Genomic DNA, 19236 nt, shown 5'->3' with positions numbered 1-19236 from the left:
TCTTGCCCCCTGCCCCGTGTTCTAAAATGGACGACCTCAACCAAAAGCTAAACAGCGTTTACCCTGGTAAAGTAGTACGGAAAGACCTAACTAAACGTATCAAAGAAGGTGCTAATGTACCTGTTTATGTACTTGAGTACCTGTTGGGGATGTACTGCGCGACCGATGACGAAACCACTATTGAAGAGGGTGTTGTTCGTGTAAAAAACATCCTAGCTCAGAATTACGTTCGTCCCGATGAAGCAGAACAAGTTAAATCCAAAATTCGGGAATTGGGGCGATTCACTATCATTGACCAAGTAACAGTAACTCTCAATGAAAGGGATGACATTTACCAAGGTAGTTTAACGAACTTGGGTATTAAGGGCATAGTCATTGACCCGGAAATCGTCAAACCCAACCCAAAACTTTTGGGCAGTGGTATATGGTGCATCCTACAACTTGAATACGAAGCAGGTACAAAACCCAGCCCATTCATCGTGGGAAGCCTCAAACCAATCCAAATGCCTAACGTGGAGATGGAAGAACTGTTCGCAGGTCGTCCAGCTTTTACCCGCAATGAATGGATTGATTTAATAATTAGGTCAACAGGACTAGAACCCACTAACTTCAGTGAAGAAGTGAAGTGGCATTTACTAGCGCGTATAGTACCCCTTTGCGAGAATAACTACAACTGCTGTGAACTTGGCCCACGTTCCACAGGTAAATCCCACATTTATAAAGAAGTTTCCCCTAACTCAATTCTTGTTTCCGGTGGTAAAACCACAGTAGCCAACCTTTTCTACAATATGTCTACCCGTCGTGTGGGGCTGGTAGGTTTATTTGATGTGGTTGCCTTTGATGAAGTCGCAGGCATTAGCTTTCATGATAATGATGGTGTGCAAATCATGAAAGACTACATGGCATCAGGTTCCTTTGCACGAGGTAAGGCTGAGATTAGTGCCAATGCTTCTATGGTCTTTGTGGGCAACGTTAATCAAAGCGTGGAATCTTTGGTGAAAACCTCTCACTTACTTGCACCTTTCCCCGAAGCCATGATTGACACTGCCTTTTTCGACCGCTTTCATGCTTATATTCCTGGTTGGGAAATTCCCAAGTTTAGCCCAGAAAATTTTACCAACGAGTACGGTTTTATCGTTGATTATTTAGCTGAGTGGCTGCGGGAAATGCGGAAACGCAGTTTTGCTGATGCAATCGACTCCTTGTTTCGATTGGGCAATAACCTCAAGCAACGAGATGTGCAAGCTGTCCGCAAAACTGTATCTGGTCTACTAAAGCTGCTTTTTCCAGATGGTTCATTTAGTAAAGAAGATGTACGTGAAGCCCTAGTCTATGCACTACGGGTGCGACGACGGGTCAAGGAACAGCTCAAAAAAATTGGCGGTATGGAATTTTACGATGTACATTTCAGCTACATCGACCTAGAAACTTTAGAAGAGCATTTTGTTTCAGTCCCAGAACAAGGCGGGTCAAGCTTGATTACTCAAGATGTGCTAACTCCTGGTCACTTACACTTTGTCAGTAATGCAGATAGTGGCATAATTAGCACATTTAAACTTGAACTACAAGCAATACCCGGTAGTGGAAAGTTAGTACGTACTGGCGTAGCAAATACTGGCAAGATAAAAGATAGTCTAAATATTGCCATGAATTACTTCAAAGCTAACGCTCAACGAGTTAGTAGTAGTATTCACCCTGGCAATTGGGACTTTTTACTACAGTTAATTGATTTACAAGGGGCTGGGATACCAGAAGAAAGTGGATTAGCATTATTCGTTTCTTTATGCTCTGCGTCCCTGAAACGGAGTGTCCAGACACAATTTGCTATATTTGGTGAAATGACTTTAGGCGGTACAATTACTCCAGTAAGCAACTTAGCGGGTAGCTTACAAGTAGCCTTTGATGCTGGAGCAAAACGCATACTTTTACCAATGGCCAGCGCTGTGGATTTAGCCAGTGTTCCACCAGAGCTATTTGCTAAATTCCAAACATCTTTTTACGCTGACCCAGTAGACGCAGTATTTAAAGCCCTAGCCGTCGATTAAACATCAAGCATTAAAGTCAAATAATGACCTAACCCATCAGCAAGAAGTTGATGGCGAAGGGGTGATGGTACTGGAACAGCACGAATTTGATAATTCCCTCGTGGTGAAGTTGGCTGCAACAAACCCGCATTTAGCAATACATTTACAGTATTGCTAGCAGCTTTTTTATAGGTAGAATCAGCCCATGCAGCTACAGTGGGATTCTGATCTCGCTTCCCTTCAAAGAAGGTTCGCAAGTCAGCAAGTGTCAGTACATAATCATAACGTTTCAACTTGTCCAGCAGGACTTCGGCAATAAGTTCACGCAGTAAGCGATGTTCTCGCAAAATCAGAAATAGGATAGTGAGTCGGCGAATATCAGGATTGCCTGTGGCTACTAATGTAATGTACGCCTCTGGTACTTGATGAAGGCGCTTAAGTATACTTTGTAGCGCACGCTCACGAGATACTTGGGAGCGTATTTGAAATAAATCTTCTACTAATACCCGTTGCCGAATATCCTTCTGGGTTAAACCTTGGTGCATCAGTTTAGCAACTGTCACGGTTTCAGTCAGAACAAAAGCATTGTTAGTACGAGCAGCATAAGCTGTAGCGATCATAGTGGGGATAAAAATACACTATAAGCAAGAAACAAAACTGTCTCAAACAGACGGTAAGCCATTGTAGCCTAATAATTTCTTTAGGCAAGGTTTTTAAGCAAAAAAGCCTAGAACTAATTAGTACAAGTTTCAAAATCAAAAAATTTCCTTATCTATTATCTTTTTTATCAAACACAAATATCATTACTTATGACTTCAATGTTTCTTTTTCTAATTGCCCTTCTAAATTTTAATAAATCTCGTCTCACCAGACTGAAATTACAAACCTTATCTTAAAATGCGATTGCCCTTAAATCATCTCAACCTCTTGATATTCCTCTGACTTGATCTAAAGTTTATTAATAGCGTTGAGTTGTATTCTGGCTTGCATTTCACTGATAAACTAAACTTGTGTTACTTATTGCTCCAGTTGGGTACTATAACAGTATTGCTTTTACAACGAATATTACTAACTGTATTTTTACTGTTAATAGTCAAATCTAATATATATAGACAAAATTAATAATTAAATGATTATATGACTGAACCAATAATGCTTTTCCTTGACATCAATGGTGTGATTGAGTTACAAGAAGAGGGAAAATCACCAGAGCAGATTTACAAGCGTGAGACAGGAACTCCTACCCCTGGAGCTAAAGAATTTTTGCAGGTAATAGATAATTGCCCTTGGATTCATCCTGTATGGATTTCTTCTTGGGGATGGTCTTCACAAGCATGGAATAAGTGGTCACAAACACGCCTTTGGGATGTTGCTTATTCTTGCGATAAGGATGAAAAAAAAGCTCATAAGCTTTTTCCTGGTGCTAGTAGTAAGTATTTAGATGTACGCTGGTATAGTCGAGACTGGCAGTATCGTATTGTTTGGATTGAAGATTTATTTGGTTTGACGAACGATACTTTAAGTTGGACTCAAAATAATTCTAAAGTGAAAATAATTGATACTGCGGGAACTCCTAAACAGTGGCGCAAAGGGCATAAGAAAGGAATCCGCTACTGGAACATTGAACAAATATGTGACACTTTAGATATTCATGGAGCGAATCGAGAAGTATTGTTGAACCATATTAAATATCCTTTTGTGGATTCAACAGAAGTTAAGACTGAAAATATAACAACTGATTTGAGTGATAGTAAAGGACTAATATCAAGTCAAATTCTTGCTTCAACAACTAATTCAACAGTTAAATTAGGAGAAAAAATCTCATTCTTAGACGAAGAAATCGAAAAAGACCAAGGCTTAGTTATATCAGCAGTTCGCAAACTGTTGAAACTTTTTCAAAATGCTAAAAAATGATTTTTGGAGATTAGATAGTATTTATGTACTAAAATAAAATCACCTATAAGTTTATAATGATGTGCGGCATTTTTAACACTCAATGTCCACTCTACCCACAGCACAACAAACCCAAGCACAACCCCACTACGAAACCATCACTGGGGTAGTCGAGCGCCTGACGTTCCACTCAGAGGAATCAGGTTACACTGTCGCACGTCTAACTCGCTCCCGCAGTACCGACCTCACCAGCATCGTCGGTAGCTTCGCCAATATTCAGCCGGGGCAAACACTACAACTGACTGGTTTCTGGAAAGACCATCCACAGTACGGCCCACAATTTAATGTCACTAACTACCACGAAACTAAACCCGCTACACTCACTGGAATTGAGAAATATCTTGGCAGTGGACTAATCAAAGGAGTCGGGCCAGTTACAGCAAGACGCATAGTTGCACATTTCGGGTTAGAAACCCTGGATATCATCGAAAACCAAATCGACCGACTCATCGAAGTACAAGGCATTGCCAAAAAGCGGATCAAGCTGATCAAGAATGCCTGGGAGACGCAAAAGGCAATCAAGGAAGTAATGGTGTTTCTGCAAACCCACGGCGTTTCTACAACATACGCCGTAAAAATATATAAACAATACCAAGATAAAGCGATCGCCACCGTCACCGCGAACCCGTACCAGCTTGCGACCGACATCTACGGCATCGGCTTTCTCACCGCCGACAAGATTGCGCGAAATCTCGGCGTACCCTCAAGCTCAGAATTTCGTTACAGCGCCGGAATCATCCACGCATTGAGTGAAGCTGCTGAGGATGGTCATTGTTACTTGCCACAGCCAGAACTAATAGAAAAAGTCATCAAACTACTAACAACAGATGACCATCAGCCAACCGAAGATGCGATCGCTGACATTATCAAAGATATGGGCGCAAGGGAGGAGTTGGTTAGGGAATACGTGAGAGACAGCTACGGCGAGAAGTTATTACTCTGCTACAAACCAACTTTCTTCCACACAGAACAAAACCTTGCACAGTTGATATCTCGGCGGTTACGCCAACAAGTCAAACAAGATATCCCCCGTGTCCGTGCATGGCTAGACCGCTTCATGTCCAGCCGTAAGATTGAGCTATCGCCCCAACAGCAGAAAGCGGTGGAGATGGCGGCTTATTCTCCGGTCATGGTTCTGACTGGTGGCCCTGGCGTTGGGAAAACTTTTACTACCCATACCATAGTCAGTTTGTGGAAAGCGATGGGCAAAAACATTGCCCTAGCTGCACCAACAGGAAGGGCAGCGCAGAGATTATCAGAGATGACCGGGCTTGAGGCAAAGACGATACATCGCTTGCTGGAGTTCGACCCCAAGACTATGGGTTTCAAGCGAGATAACGAAAATCCTCTACCCTTTAGTGCCATTATTGCTGATGAAGCTTCGATGCTCGACCTGTTTCTGGCACATTCCCTGGTGAAAGCTGTGGCTGGTGGAGCGCAACTATTATTAGTCGGTGATATTGACCAACTACCATCTGTTGGCCCTGGTAAAGTGCTGGCAGATTTGATTACTTCGCTGCAAGTGCCAGTAGTCAAGCTAACGCAAGTATTTAGGCAAGCCCAACAAAGTGCGATTGTGACAGCAGCGCACCAAATCAACCAGGGAGATTATCCAAATATAGAACCAATCTCAGATAATCCACAGTCAGATTGTCTCTGGCACGGAGGCGGACACACTCCAGAGCATGGGGTACAGGCTATATGCGAGTTGGTGGGTGAGTATATCCCCCGGCTGGGCTTTAATCCAGCTACGGATGTGCAAGTGCTATCTCCGATGTCGCGGGGGTTGGTGGGTACTCGGAATTTGAATGCTGTTTTGCAGCAGCTGATCAATCCGCCTGCGCCCGGAAAGGTGGAGATTAACCGAGGCGGGATGATTCTGCGGGAGGGCGATCGCGTTATACAACAGATGAATGACTATGACCGCGAGGTTTTTAACGGGGATTTGGGGACTATCGTTGATATTGATACGGAGGAGCAAGAGGTGACGGTTGAGTATGGTGGACGGGCTGTGGTTTATGACTACGCTGACTTGAATGAGATTACTTTAGCCTTCAGTATCTCAGCGCATAAAAGCCAGGGGAGTGAGTACCCTGTGGTGATACTTCCTTTATATATGCAGCACTATGTCATGCTTTCGCGTAATTTGTTTTATACAGGGTTAACAAGAGCGAGGAAATTAGCGATTGTCGTTGGTTCGGTGAAAGCGATCGTTCTAGCTGTGAGAACCACAGATGACCAGCAGCGCTACACAAGGTTGTGGCAGAGGTTGTTACAGCCAGTTGGGTGAGCCGTCTATAATTCGCTTTCCTCAGAGAATTAAATCCTAGAAAAGTCAAAATTATTTACAAAATTATATTGCTGCAATCACTTATACAAATCATTGAGGGATCATATTGTTTAGGCTGTTATTGTGGGGTTAATAGATGTATAGTGTTTTTGTATTTCTTTTTGTAATTTACGTCTGATGTGAATTATTCAAATCAATAAAATATCGAGCATTCTACGTCTTGTAGAGACGTTGTATACAACATCTCTACAACGATAAATCAAGGGTTTTTACGTCTAATCCACATAATGCGTAATTTGCAAAATAGCTATTTTTCTGTGGAGTTTCAAGTAAGAACTATGGAAACTAATGTGCAGGTTATAAAATCCCAGCGAAAAAATATAGTGTATCAAACTAAAGGAAAAGCTAAAAAACATCTTCGTTCATTTTCCTTAAATGCGGAGATTAAAAGTTTTCAAGAAGTTTTAGCTAGTGACGTAAGCTTGGAAATGGTAGAAATTCCTGCTGGTAGTTTCATGATGGGTTCATCAGCCGAGGAATTAAACAGTAAAAATGATGAACGTCCTCAACATCAAGTGAATATTCAATCTTTCTTTATGAGTAAAAATGCAATTACTCAAAAGCAATGGCAACAAGTTGCGGTTTTTTCCCCTCCAGTGACTAAAACATTAATCTCTAGACCCTCCTTTTTTAAAGGATATGAGCATCCTGTAGAACAGATTTCTTGGTATGATGCCAATGAATTTTGTGCTAGACTTTCCAAATTAACAACCAGAAACTATCGTTTACCTAGCGAAGCCGAATGGGAATATGCTTGCCGTGCTGGTACAGAAACATCTTTTTACTTCGGGCAGATAATAACAAATCAATTAGCCAACTATAGCCGTAAACATATTTCTAGTAATCAAAAGTTTAATGGGCAGACAAGTCCTGTGGGTAGTTTCCCTGCTAATGCTTTCGGTTTGCATGATATGCACGGTCAGGTTTGGGAATGGTGTATCGATACTTGGCATGACACCTACGACGATGCACCAACAGATAACATTGCTTGGGTAAACAGCAATCAATTTCGGGTAGTACGGGGTGGTTCTTGGTACTCTGACTCTGTTATGTGTCGGTCTGCCTACCGTCATCGATGCAACCCAAAAAATAAGTACGAAGATATTGGTTTTCGCGTTGTCTGTGATGATGTAAAAGTAAACTCTCCTTAACATTAGAATCACAATTTGTTTCCATCTGCCCCTGGTGCAAGAGTCAAATTTAGCTGTAGCAGTAAGCTATAAAAAACTAAGTTCGAGAAAAGTGATCGCCTTCCCCAACTATCATTAGGGTTTGCTAAACTTCAATCTATCGTTTATAGGCTCACTTCCCCAATTTTTATATTTCTGACTCACCCTGATTTTTTATTTTCCTCTGCTTAGAGTGACAAATGAGGGTTAAGAACATCGGGAGCCGGATACACAGAAATGGGTATGTCCGGATCTAATTGAGAGGTGCAGAGCTTAATAGTTCCCCTGGACTCAACCAATGAAAGGCATTCTCAAAGGTCAACCACCTTATTGTCCCAGCTAGAAACACTTGAAGCACAACGCGATCACATTTTATTGGATCTGAAGTTAGGTAAGCAAGCGGCTGGATACAAAGTGGCACTTAAAGCTCTCAATCGTTTCATTGCTGAACTAACAACAAGAGCATAAGCCTTTCTCAATTCGCCAACAAAGTCATGATTTACACGAACCACTTCTCTTTTTCCACATCCCGTGAAAAGTCAGAGTTATTTAATGCTTAAATAAATAGCTTGACATTAACAACATATTTGCTATATAGTTACGGGTGGAAATTGTATAGCATATATGCAACATTAATGTCTCATAAGCAAATTTAATTTATCTGGAAGGCTGAGTTGGCAGATGTAGATAAAATTTGTAAAAGATTATATCTATCCCAATACCTGTGCCAAAAAAAGAGGATGAAGAGATAGGGCTGAAGTTGTAATAAGTAAATCAGGGAAACAAACTTATGAGCTGGATAGATTTTTTTCTAGCCTGTACAACAAACCTATATTAGGACTATCTTTTTTTACATTGTCATTAGTAAGTGTTGAGCAAAAGCACTCATTTCCGATTCAGATAGAACAGGTCATAAAGAGTGATATAGAAAAAAGTAGCCCATTAGCAATCAAAGAAATAAAACCGCAAGAGAAACGTCGGCGTGGGCGACCAAAAGGCAGTAAAAACAAGAATAAAACGGAGGTAATATTAACATCTGAATTACTACGGATTCAGAAAATGATTAATTCGCTTTTCAAGCTATTAGGTGATTTTATTCCCCTTGCTTACTTAGTATTAGATGGACACTTTGGTAACAATAATGCTTTACAAATGGTTCGGCAAGTTAAGTTGCACATAATTTCTAAATTGCTCCATGATTCAGCGTTATATTTCCCTTATGAAAATCCTAAATCCAGTAAACTTTCTCGTCGTAAATACGGTGATAAGATTGACTATCGTAACATACCTGACAAGTATTTATGTAAAAGCAGCATAGAGGATAAAATCCAAACTGATGTTTATCAATGCACTCTCCTTCACAAGGAATTTTCCCAAGCACTGAATATAGTTATTTTGGTAAAAACCAATCTTAACACTAATGCTCGTAGTCATGTAATTCTATTTTCTAGTGACCTAAAATTGTCATCTGAGAAAATAATTGACTACTACAACCTGTGCTTTCAAATTGAGTTTAACTTCCGTGATGCCAAGCAATTTTGGGGATTGGAAGACTTTATGAACTTCGGTCAAACTGCAGTGACTAATGCTTCTAATCTAGCATTCTTCATGGTTAATTTATCCCACCATCTTCTCGCTGATTTTCGTCACCACAATCCCGATTCCGGCATTATTGACCTTAAGGCTCATTATCGTGGCTTTCGATATGTCTATGAAATTTTAAAAATGCTTCCTCAAACCCCTGAGCCTATTTTATTAAATCAGATTTTTGCCAAGCTTACTTCTTTAGGACGTATTCATCCCGTTTCCACAGGTGTTGAACCCTATTAAATTGGCTAAGGTATTGTTATGCTAAATAGCATTGTTAATATTTATCGTACAGTCGTCAAAAATATACAATACAACAACCAAATAGTAGAATTTATCGGTGAAATACTTTCAACTTGTAAACAAATAAACGCCTATGGAGATACTCTGGTCAGCAATCGACGATTAAAAACATTGCTCAAGCATTTACAGTATCGAACAGGAAAAACTAGGCTAAATACTATTTATGAGTTAGAGCAAATAGCTCATAATTATCCTCAATATCACTGGCTAATTATGGAGATACTCTGCAAGTTTATATATGCTCATGCTGCTAGCACTTCTTCATCACCGTTAGATAGTTGCTCAACATTATTGATTCAAAGCGCTTTAGATGTGATTGCAAGGAGAAATATCCAACATGACACAGAAAATCAACAATTAGATTTGTGTCATATCGACATCCGAGGAGCAAATCTCAGGGAAGCAAACCTAGAAAACGCTAATCTCTATCGTATTAACCTTTGTGGCGCAAACTTATCTCAAGCTAATCTCTGCGGGACAGTTCTCATCGCCGCCGACCTTTCTGGTGCAAACTTAGCGGGGGCAAATTTATCATATTCAATTCTCAGTGCTGCAAACCTAACTGGTGCAAACCTTTCGAGAACTAATTTGACTGGAGCAAATTTATATTTAGCTAGTTTGCAAGAAGCTATTCTATATGAGACAAAACTGAATGGAGCCAATTTAAGAGAAGTAAAATTCACGACTAGCGATAATAGTAATAATCATCCTATAAGCACCCAGCATTTATAGGATTAGCATTTGATTTTTGAAAAATCCCGTACATCTGAAGAGACAGAAAATCAAAAGTAGTATTTTGAATAAACCACTCAAACATCCACTTTAGATGAAAGAATTTTGGAATTAAAGCACATCTATAGGACTTACGCATTGACAAAATAGACAAACAATGAAGAGACAAGAATCGGGATAAAACAGGCGATCGCTAGGACAACATCTTCTGGAGCGGGACGCTACGCAAATGACTTCAAGGGGCGACAATCGAGCTAAAGTGCTTGCTGTATAAGTGTTATAGCCCTTAAACCTCGCTGATAATATGCCTGCTTATTGCGAACGGAACCGACCAGTTCCTCAACCCATGCTTGGCATTCATGCCAAGCAACTATCCAATTTTGACCCTTCGGGTTTGCAGTCGCCTACGGAGGGAAACCCTCCTACAGCGCTGTCTCACCATATAAACCTATCCAGAAATTACTGTGACGCTTCTCATTTCTATTTTTTTCTTCTTGGTGACAAATATAAGAATCAAGTTTTTGAAATTTAGTTCTTTGCCCGTGTAACCAAGCACTGCTTATAGCTAAAGCAATTAATAATATTATTCGTACAAGCCTATCAGGACTGGCTTGAGAACCTTCTAGATTGTAGCCGCCCGTTTTACAATCTTTGAACATTGCTTCAATGCCAAAACGTTGACTATATATTTTGTAAGGGTTTTCAAGGTGGCGAAAACATTACTACTCCTCACAAAAGAAAACCGCGCACGAGAATTAACTCAGCAGCAAAAGGATGAAAATAAAGCTTTATCTAGTAATCGGATATTCATTGAACATTTGATTCGTCTGCTCAAAATATTTCGGATTGCTCGAGAGAGATTTCGCTTAAAGCTTGAAACGTATGAGCAGATTATTTTAACAGTCTGTGGGTTAGTTAGGTTAAGGATTGGTAGCTTAATCCTGCCAACTTAGCTACTACGAGTAGTCAGAAAATTTAAAAAAGGAGAAGTTAACTTTTATGCCTCTAAACTAACAGTAATTATCTCAAACCTTGATTATTACGTTTTTACGCAAATATCAAAGTTTTGTCTCAAAGCTTTGAACAGTCTGGCTTTGAAGTTTTCGGACAAGTCTAATTCATAAGTCGCAGGGAAGCGAGTTTCCTGTAGTGATATTTCCTTTGTACATGCAGCACTATGTCATGCTTTCGCGGAATTTGTTCTATACAGCTCTAACCCGCGCTAGGAAATTAGCAATTGTCGTTGGTTCGGTGAAAGCGATCAGCTACGCTGGGCGGTTACGCCATCGCTCTGGCTGTGCGAACTACGGATGACCAGCAGCGATATACACGGTTGTGACAGAAGTTGTTGCAGCCGATAGCGTTGTAGTTGCGATGCTTACACAGGCTACACCTACGCACAGAGCAGACAAGAGCGGACAGGTAGGGGCGATCAAGCAACAAAGCCAATATTGATATGCTCATCAGGCTAAAACCCTTACATCTAAAGCCTTTCACGATGTTAGACAGAATGTCTGTCTAACATCCAAAATCCCACTTTACCCAACCCACGGTTTAGAGCCGTTTCGATGCAGTTCCACCGCAATGTAAAAAGCTTTCCATTTTTGAGGGCAGTGCTTGACTTCGGGAAAATCTTTGACACAGGGGTTAGCTCTTTGGTGCGGATCGCGGATTAAAGATCATCTTTGCCAGTATTATCACTTTGTTGATCTTGGACGAGCGTTAAACCTAAAGCTTTATAAGTAGTTAGCATCTTATCAGATACTGTTGGTGCAGTTACCAGATAAGTTAGTGCATGAATTGACTCGACTACATAAGGAGCAGCTGTGTCTAACTTCTCTGCTGTCGCTAATCCAACTACTTCCGCAGCGCCAGCAATCATTGCTCGTTTAACATAGGCTTCTTCTAAATTCGGCACACTGATACCAACTTCTGGATGTAGGCTACATACGCCCAACATACACAAATCTGCACGAATCATCCGCAATGCCTCGATTGTTGCTACACCAACGTTCACTAAAGCCTTTTTATAGAGTTGTCCGCCCAACATTACAACTTGAATATGGGGATGCTCTGCTAATGCAACAGCGATTGGCGGACTATTTGTGACGATTGTCGCTTGTAAATCTAAAGGTAAATGACGGGCCACTTGGAGAGTTGTCGTACCGCCATTTAAAATTACCACTTGCCCAGTACGAATCAATTTTGCAGCAGCACGGGCAATCGCTTCTTTTTCTTTTGGTGCTTGTTTTTGCCGATCTGCATAACTGGCGATCGCCGGAGAAACCAAAAGCGCTCCGCCATGAACGCGCTGCAAGAAACCAGATTCGGCTAATTCCCGCAAATCCCGACGAATCGTATCCTCAGAAACCTTTAGCACAGCACTAAGTTCTGATGACAGCACCTTTTTATCACGATGCAAAATTTCTAAGATGAATTGTCGTCGCTCTGCTGTTAGCATAGAAGGCTTTTCGGGAAATTGCGTATTTGCCATTGAAATTGCGCGTTTGTGAGTTTATACTTATAGATATGCGGATTACTGCCTACTTGTCGTCGGCTTTAAATAAATTCAAGCACATTCGTGCAGAAGGAGAGTCTAACGATCTTAGCCGATCCCTGGTATTAAGGGAAGCGTTTAAGCTACATGATTCCTCATAGACGACGCACTCATAAAAAGGATAAAACAACTGAAACAAAAACACATTTAATTTGTGCAAGCGCTGATGAAGATTGTTGATAGTCATCAATCATCTGTCATCAATAATCAATCAACATTTCAAATTAAAGACATAAAACATGACACTTACTAATACGCAATTTCCCATTGATCTGAGTGCTTATAAACCTCTAGTTCTCAACCCCAAAAATGCAACGCTTACAAATGAGCAAAGAGAAATTCTTAAAGGAAACATTCAACTGTGCCGCGATGCGATCATCCTCTTTACAGCCACTGGTGCTGCCAGAGGAGTAGGCGGTCACACAGGTGGCCCTTACGATACAGTACCAGAAGTGATGATTCTCGACGCATTCTTCCGGGGAGCATCCCAGAGATTTGTGCCGATCTTTTTTGATGAAGCAGGGCATAGAGCTGCAACCCAGTACTTGATGGCAACCCTACATGGTGAGTTAAATGCCGAGCAACTTCTACACTATCGTCAGGCACATTTCGACTTACCAGGACATCCCGAACTAGGGCTAACTCCTGGTGTGAAGTTTAGTTCTGGACGACTGGGGCATATATGGCCCTACGTTAATGGTGTAACCTTAGCAAATCCTGGCAAAGTCGTTTTCTGTCTTGGTTCTGATGGCTCGCAGCAAGAAGGTAACGACGCGGAAGCTGCCCGTTTGGCAGTTGCTCAACATCTCAATGTCAAGCTAATTATTGATGATAACGATGTTACCATTGCCGGACATCCATCCAAATATCTACCTGGTTTCACAGTTGCCAAAACTTTAGCAGGTCATGGGTTGAAAATACTAGAAGGAGACGGCGAAGACTTAGACGATTTATATCATCGTATGAGCGAAGCAGTAAATACTCAAGGGCCGATTGCTGTGATCAACAAACGCCCTATGTGTCCGGGTATTGAAGGGTTAGAAGGCTCCACTCATGGTCACGATGTGATCTCGGTAGACTTGGCAATTAAATATCTCGAATCACGCAAACATACAGATGCTGTTGAATATCTGAAAAACATTCAAAAACCCAAACAGACCTATACTTTTATTGGTTCTAGCGAAAAATGGGGTGCTAACCGCAATGTGTTTGGTGAAGCAGTGGTTGATGTTTTAAGTCGAATGAGTCAAGAAGAACGCAAGCAAAACGTATTGGTGATTGACAGCGATTTAGAAGGTTCTTGCGGACTTAAGAAAATTCACGATACATACCCCGAAATATTTATTTCCTCTGGAATTATGGAACGGGGGAACTTCTCTGCTGCTGCTGGGTTTGGTATGGATAAAGGAAAGCAAGGAATTTTTGCAACTTTTAGTGCTTTCTTAGAAATGTGCATTTCCGAAATTACGATGGCAAGGCTAAACTACTCAAATGTTCTTTGTCACTTTTCCCATGCAGGTATAGATGACATGGCAGATAACACATGCCATTTCGGTTTGAACAATATGTTTGCTGACAACGGCTTGGATGATGGCTACGCAACACAGCTGTTCTTTCCCGCAGATACTAATCAGATGAAAGCTTGTGTAGAAGCTGTGTTCTTTGAGCCGGGACTACGATTCATTTTCTCCACTCGTTCTAAAGTACCGAATATTCTTGACAGCAACGGTAAAGATTTGTTTGGTAATGGGTATAAATTTGTTCCTGGTAAAGATGAGGTGATTCGAGAAGGAACGCAAGGCTATATCATCAGTTTTGGTGATGCTCTCTATCGTAGCCTTGATGCAGTCGAACGTCTCAAACACTCAGGGCTAGATGTAGGTTTGATTAATAAACCAACCTTAAATGTTATTGATGAAGAAGCGATCGCTAAAGTCGGTAAAGCTCCTTTTGTCCTTGTAGTAGAAGCGTTCAATCGTCGAACTGGATTAGGTAGCCGTTTTGGTTCCTGGCTGTTAGAGCGTGGGTTTACTCCCAAATACGCTCATCTTGGGACTCATAAAGAAGGTTGCGGCGGTTTATGGGAACAGTATCCACATCAAGGTATCGATCCAGTGAGTATTATGAACAAGGTTAAAGACTTAGTTAGATAACACAACCCAAGTACAAATATTTTCTGTTGAGACTAAAGTCCTTAAAGGGGAACAAAAAGGGCTAGGATACTGATGAAATTAGCTTCATAGCCCTTTTCCCTTGCTGATAATACTTAGAGTTTGCTACAACTGAAGAGATCAATTGCGCTCATACGCAAATGGCGTGCTTGTTACTAACTCCATTGCTCTAAGTAGCATTTGTCGGTTAACAGATTATTTGACGCTCTAACAAATTAATGTCGCTTTATCAGAAACTGCTAAAGTCAAGTTGGCTCAATAGACTTGTCCGAAATATTAACTTAGAAAAAGAAAAATGGTAAAACGTTAAATTGAGTGTCTACTATTTTTCAGACTTATTTATGGTTTTTGATTATATCCAAAAGTATCTATTAAGAACAAAACAAATTTTGGGGATTACAGGTTTGTGCTTTGTGCGGTTGCGTATAAGTAGATGGTTACACCATTGCCCAATTCCAGCTAGTGGCATAAATCTAAAACCCTTGTAGCAAAAGCCTTTGACGATGCTCGACAGACATTCTGTCGAGTATCTAAGTTCTAATAACACCAACAGTGGCGATGGCGCAAGCGACCGCCTACGGCGATCGCCCTGGAGTTAGACCTGTCTCCTTCGAGGATTTACCAAATTCGTAAGCTGGTGCGTGAACGAGAAAAAGCTAAATTGTAATGATTAATTCAAATTGTGAAAACTCTGTTTCCCTTATTGCCTTGGCAGGACATAAGTACGACGTTCTTTCTCTCCAGAAAATGATGCTGACATTAACCGTAATTGCGTAAAGTATTCGATATCATCAGTCCCAGTTCGAGAGACAAATTTACCCTTGAGAGTAATTTTTGTATCGCTTTGTTGAACTATTTCAACACTTGGTTGAACTTCCTTAATGATTTCAATAAAGCCGTGCATCTCAACTTCATAAGTGACGAAATCAGGGCAGTTTGTCAACTCATTATAACCATACGGATGAATCCCACAAATTAATCGCTGTCTTCCGTATGTGCCGCCGTGGTAATTGTGGCATCCTACGCAAGCGAGGGGTCTAGATAGTTGTTCCTGTACATCAAAATGTTGACTCATGCGATCGCCCCGCCACATCAAATGAATTTATATTCTAAATTACCCTCAAATAACTTCACCAAGAACGATTACATCTAGAGATGTCAGAAAATCAACTTCTGTAATACAACGTGGTTCTGGGACTACCAGTAACCATTGTCTCGCACAAATAAAATCTGTCTGTTCATATGATATTTTTCCCATATCGGTATGATACCCACACTCGATAATTTGACCCTCACGAAATAGTATCTTACCTGTTTTCTCACACTCAATATCTCTGAGAATTTTTCCCTTCATTATTTTGAAACCCTCAACAATAATTATTTCTTATTCTGTTCCTGCCTCAAAATCTGAGCTTCGTACTTTCGGATATTCCGCAAAATTTCTTCACGCTGGGGATGCCCTTGTAGATGCTGTTCAAGGGAAGCTATTTCGTCAATTACTAAAGGCTGTTTACTGGAAATATTGGTAGCTACATCTGTTAGGTTCATGATGTTTATACTTGTTAAGTATATATATTTTGCTAACTAGAGAGACTGCAAATAACTTAAAAATTCCTTCCCTTCATCCACAGTTAGAAAAACTCGTGCGCGTTTGTTGAAAGTTTGCGTTAGATAATCTTTGATATTCTCCTGTGTCCAGCCTAATCGCTGTATCTGGGCTTCAATATGAGCGAATATTTCACTCCTGATGAGTATTATTTGAGGATGAATTATTTTGACCCATATTTGTTAACTTATGATCAACCACCAAAACCGTCTTAAGTGCTGATGATGTATCACGAGCATTAGAGACAGGAAACTCATAGCAATAAGCTTATATGTATTGTTTAGCTCGTTAAACTAGAGTCAAATATTTGCTTTGACGTTAGTTGTAAGTTTGGAAAGACTGAAGAAATTAACTGTTCATCATTTTGAAATAGTTGCCTATGATACTCATCTTCTACTAAAGTACAAATTGTAATTGTTGGTTGTTTAGGTTTACCAATATATTCTCTACCACCAATACCCAAATAATCAATAATCCAATATTCGCTTACTCCTAGCAAAGCATAATCTTCAACTTTTCGTGCGTAATCATTTTGCCAATTCGTACTGACCACTTCAGCTATTAATTTAATCGATTTCCCTGATGTAATTACAGGTTCTTGTTGCCATAATGGTTCATTAGTTAGTTGCCTTTGATCTAAGACAATTACATCAGGGCGAAAGGCTGTGTTCGTACTTAACAATTTGATTAAGCATCTGTGGGGAATAAAATAAGCCAATTCCTGGCGATCTATTTCCACATTTAACTTGCGCCCAACAAAGGCTAATACTTGCTCATGAGGCCCAGTAGGTTCCATTTCGACTAGTTCACCATCAATTAGCTCATGGCGATCGCTATCCCCGTATTGGGTAATAAATTCATCAACAGTCAAAAGTTTTGAAGCAAATTGAACCATTGCGATGTCGTTGCTATGAGCGGATAGACTTTATTCTAGCGTTAGCAGTAGTTGAGTTTGGGAACTAATCATCAAACTTGTATTTGAGCGGCGAATCCTTAAGTAATTTCTCAATCCCAACTCGCACTAGATGGGCTTGCGTGCCTGATAATTTCAACTCGTTGTGGATAAATTCATCCAGTGAGGATGCCGTAGTACGTTCCAAAAGTGCTAGTACCCGTTGAGATTGACTTTGGGATGTTTCAGTTGCATCTAAATCTGCTGCTTGAGAGGAATCATTAGTCTTTGGTTGATCCAGAAATCTCTTGTTGTCCCGGTCGTAGCCAGAGAAGTTTTGTAGCAACTGCATAGGGAACCATTCGTTCACCCCGCCGTAATATACTGCTCGACCCACAGGTGATTGTGCCGCAATCTCCATCACTTGCGTTGATGTAATCTTGCGATCGCCCGGAATCAACTGCGTGGCAATCATGGCATTGTAAGCTGGGACATTATATGGGTGAACCAAGGCGACAGATGTTAATTGCGATCGCAGTCCGCCAGAAATACCCAAATCGTCAGTGTGGGGGTTTTGTACGACAATCCAGAAGTGCCAACCAGAACTATCACCACAAGAACAGTAGGAAACGATTTTGTCCTTGAGCCAACCAATTTCATTCTTAGTATTCTTGAATTTGGAACAAACAGCCGTCCCTTCATCTAGAATGATCAGCTTGTCCCCGGTGATAAGTTGAAACTCGGCAAAGCAGTCTTTGACCCACTTAACAGCCTCGGCGGGTGACATCTCTAGAATCTTGGCACGTTTTAGAGTGTCAACGCGACCTTTGAAATAACCAGTTTCTTTCTCATCGCCCTTTGGGTCAATGTAAAAGATATGTATGCCTCTATGCGATCGCTTAATTGCATCAATTGCATTACTAATGGTGATGCCCTTGCCCGAACCAGGAACACCAACCCACAGCATATTTGTTACTTTCTTGGCAATATGCCCGATGAGGTCATACTGCACTTGAGGCGTTTTGGTGTAGGTGGAGATTTCCGTATTAACAGAGGGAGTTAGGGTAGGCTCATGACTAGAAACTACTGTCCCCAATGATGGGTTAGAGATAGAAGGCAGTTCAGTTTTTGGGATTATAGTAACAGTCTTGTCCTCTACTGGTTGATTCACAACAGAAGGTAATTCAACGAACCTTGCTGGTGGAATACCAATATTTTGATGTTGTGTGACTTGTTGAATTGACGTTACTTGTTGGTAATTTACTCGTGGGTCAATTGTCACTTGTGCTAAATGCCCAGACAATTGATCACGGGTTGGGAACTGCCCACGCAACTGAATGAACCAATCCAACAACCAACGGTAAGCGTAAAACCTTTTGCCAGGATCAACGATGCTTAAGTATTCACACACCACATGAGATGATTGCTTGAGCATGGCGAACTCATATTTCTCCATCGGCTCCAGATGAAGCATCAAGTCAGCCAATTCATTCTTGTTAGAGAAATACTCCTCACGCTCTACACTGTCACCCATTGCCGAGATGAACTCAAAAAGTTCCCCTGATAAAAGGAATCGGTGCAAATTGATGGGTATCGTTGAGGTCTTGCACCACTGACCAGAGATACCCGACTCCAGCAACCGCCGCACCGATAGGAGCAAGTGGGGAAGTGGCATAACAAACCGCACCAGTGGCCGCCGTCGCTAAAGTAATGAACTTGGCTAAATTCATGCCACTACGCTCATTTCTAGCGCGGATTAACAACTGGTCTTGACGTTCTTGCAACCAAGAAGCGGTGTTCCCAGCTTCCAAATACTCAATGCTGGGATAATCGTCACGCAACAGTGCGGTTTCTTTTGTGCCTAGAATTGGTATAGGTTGCTGCATCTTCGC

16 protein-coding genes and 3 pseudogenes are annotated in these 19236 nt (G+C 41.0%); 10 read left to right on the top strand and 9 right to left on the bottom strand.

Features of this window, described 5'->3' with window-relative positions; genetic code table 11:
• The first annotated feature begins 26 nt into the window (after positions 1-26).
• Positions 27-2045, top strand: coding sequence for a protease Lon-related BREX system protein BrxL (gene brxL / locus NSMS1_RS32130; RefSeq protein WP_224095531.1), 2019 nt, complete (start codon positions 27-29; stop codon positions 2043-2045).
• Here the strand turns inward: brxL and NSMS1_RS32125 are convergent.
• The gene (locus tag NSMS1_RS32125; protein ID WP_224095530.1) at positions 2042-2644 is read right to left on the bottom strand and encodes a BrxA family protein; all 603 of its coding nucleotides are present in this window, start codon (positions 2642-2644) and stop codon (positions 2042-2044) included. The two genes, brxL and NSMS1_RS32125, sit on opposite strands and share 4 nt — an antisense overlap.
• Positions 2645-3161: 517 nt before the next feature.
• Here NSMS1_RS32125 and NSMS1_RS32120 point away from each other — a divergent pair.
• From NSMS1_RS32120 to NSMS1_RS32095, 6 genes and pseudogenes are all read left to right on the top strand, one after another.
• Positions 3162-3938 (top strand): hypothetical protein, encoded by a 777-nt coding sequence (locus NSMS1_RS32120; protein WP_224095529.1) that lies wholly within the window; start codon positions 3162-3164, stop codon positions 3936-3938.
• Positions 3939-4020: 82 nt separating this feature from the next.
• Positions 4021-6267 carry an ATP-dependent RecD-like DNA helicase gene (locus NSMS1_RS32115; RefSeq protein WP_224095528.1) on the top strand — a complete coding sequence of 749 codons (2247 nt, stop codon included), beginning with the start codon at positions 4021-4023 and terminating at the stop codon, positions 6265-6267.
• Positions 6268-6650: 383 nt separating this feature from the next.
• Positions 6651-7478, top strand: a complete 828-nt coding sequence (locus NSMS1_RS32110) for a formylglycine-generating enzyme family protein (RefSeq protein WP_224095527.1) — start codon at positions 6651-6653, stop codon at positions 7476-7478.
• Between the two features lie 282 nt (positions 7479-7760).
• Entirely contained in the window at positions 7761-7964 is a 204-nt protein-coding gene (locus tag NSMS1_RS32105) for a hypothetical protein (RefSeq protein WP_224095526.1), read from the top strand.
• Between the two features lie 288 nt (positions 7965-8252).
• Positions 8253-9326, top strand: a pseudogene (locus NSMS1_RS32100) (transposase); the annotation flags it as partial.
• A gap of 18 nt (positions 9327-9344) precedes the next feature.
• Positions 9345-10118: a pentapeptide repeat-containing protein gene (locus tag NSMS1_RS32095; RefSeq protein ID WP_224087847.1), complete on the top strand. Its 774-nt coding sequence runs from the start codon at positions 9345-9347 to the stop codon at positions 10116-10118.
• A 422-nt stretch (positions 10119-10540) separates the two neighbouring features.
• Here NSMS1_RS32095 and NSMS1_RS32090 read toward each other — a convergent pair whose 3' ends face one another.
• A complete protein-coding gene (locus NSMS1_RS32090) occupies positions 10541-10777 on the bottom strand; it encodes a hypothetical protein (RefSeq protein ID WP_224095525.1) in 237 nt (78 codons plus the stop codon).
• 35 nt (positions 10778-10812) lie between these two features.
• On the opposite strand from NSMS1_RS32090, the pseudogene NSMS1_RS32085 reads away from it, so the two are divergent.
• Positions 10813-11071, top strand: a pseudogene (locus tag NSMS1_RS32085) (transposase family protein); the annotation flags it as partial.
• 163 nt (positions 11072-11234) lie between these two features.
• Positions 11235-11457: pseudogene (locus tag NSMS1_RS32080) on the top strand (ATP-binding domain-containing protein); the annotation flags it as partial.
• A gap of 333 nt (positions 11458-11790) precedes the next feature.
• Here NSMS1_RS32080 and NSMS1_RS32075 read toward each other — a convergent pair.
• Positions 11791-12579, bottom strand: a complete 789-nt coding sequence (locus NSMS1_RS32075; protein ID WP_224095699.1) for a DeoR/GlpR family DNA-binding transcription regulator — start codon at positions 12577-12579, stop codon at positions 11791-11793.
• Positions 12580-12914: 335 nt separating this feature from the next.
• On the opposite strand from NSMS1_RS32075, the gene NSMS1_RS32070 reads away from it, so the two are divergent.
• Positions 12915-14828: a transketolase C-terminal domain-containing protein gene (locus NSMS1_RS32070; RefSeq protein WP_224095478.1), complete on the top strand. Its 1914-nt coding sequence runs from the start codon at positions 12915-12917 to the stop codon at positions 14826-14828.
• 718 nt (positions 14829-15546) lie between these two features.
• Here NSMS1_RS32070 and NSMS1_RS32065 read toward each other — a convergent pair.
• The 6 genes from NSMS1_RS32065 to NSMS1_RS32040 form a co-directional block, all read right to left on the bottom strand.
• Positions 15547-15921: a hypothetical protein gene (locus tag NSMS1_RS32065; protein WP_224095524.1), complete on the bottom strand. Its 375-nt coding sequence runs from the start codon at positions 15919-15921 to the stop codon at positions 15547-15549.
• A 45-nt stretch (positions 15922-15966) separates the two neighbouring features.
• On the bottom strand, positions 15967-16200 hold the full coding sequence (locus NSMS1_RS32060) for a hypothetical protein (protein WP_224095523.1): 234 nt from the start codon (positions 16198-16200) through the stop codon (positions 15967-15969).
• 23 nt (positions 16201-16223) lie between these two features.
• Positions 16224-16394, bottom strand: a complete 171-nt coding sequence (locus tag NSMS1_RS32055) for a hypothetical protein (RefSeq protein WP_224095522.1) — start codon at positions 16392-16394, stop codon at positions 16224-16226.
• A 338-nt stretch (positions 16395-16732) separates the two neighbouring features.
• Complete coding sequence (locus tag NSMS1_RS32050; RefSeq protein WP_224095521.1) at positions 16733-17347, bottom strand: Uma2 family endonuclease; 615 nt, start codon at positions 17345-17347, stop codon at positions 16733-16735.
• A 64-nt stretch (positions 17348-17411) separates the two neighbouring features.
• Positions 17412-18878, bottom strand: coding sequence for a hypothetical protein (locus NSMS1_RS32045; protein ID WP_224095520.1), 1467 nt, complete (start codon positions 18876-18878; stop codon positions 17412-17414).
• A 13-nt stretch (positions 18879-18891) separates the two neighbouring features.
• The gene (locus tag NSMS1_RS32040) at positions 18892-19230 is read right to left on the bottom strand and encodes a hypothetical protein (protein WP_224095519.1); all 339 of its coding nucleotides are present in this window, start codon (positions 19228-19230) and stop codon (positions 18892-18894) included.
• Positions 19231-19236 lie beyond the last annotated feature (6 nt).

Source organism: Nostoc sp. MS1 (genome assembly GCF_019976755.1).
GTDB lineage: Bacteria > Cyanobacteriota > Cyanobacteriia > Cyanobacteriales > Nostocaceae > Trichormus.
The sequence above is the reverse complement of the archived record's forward strand: the minus strand, read 5'-3'. Positions and strand labels throughout refer to the sequence as shown.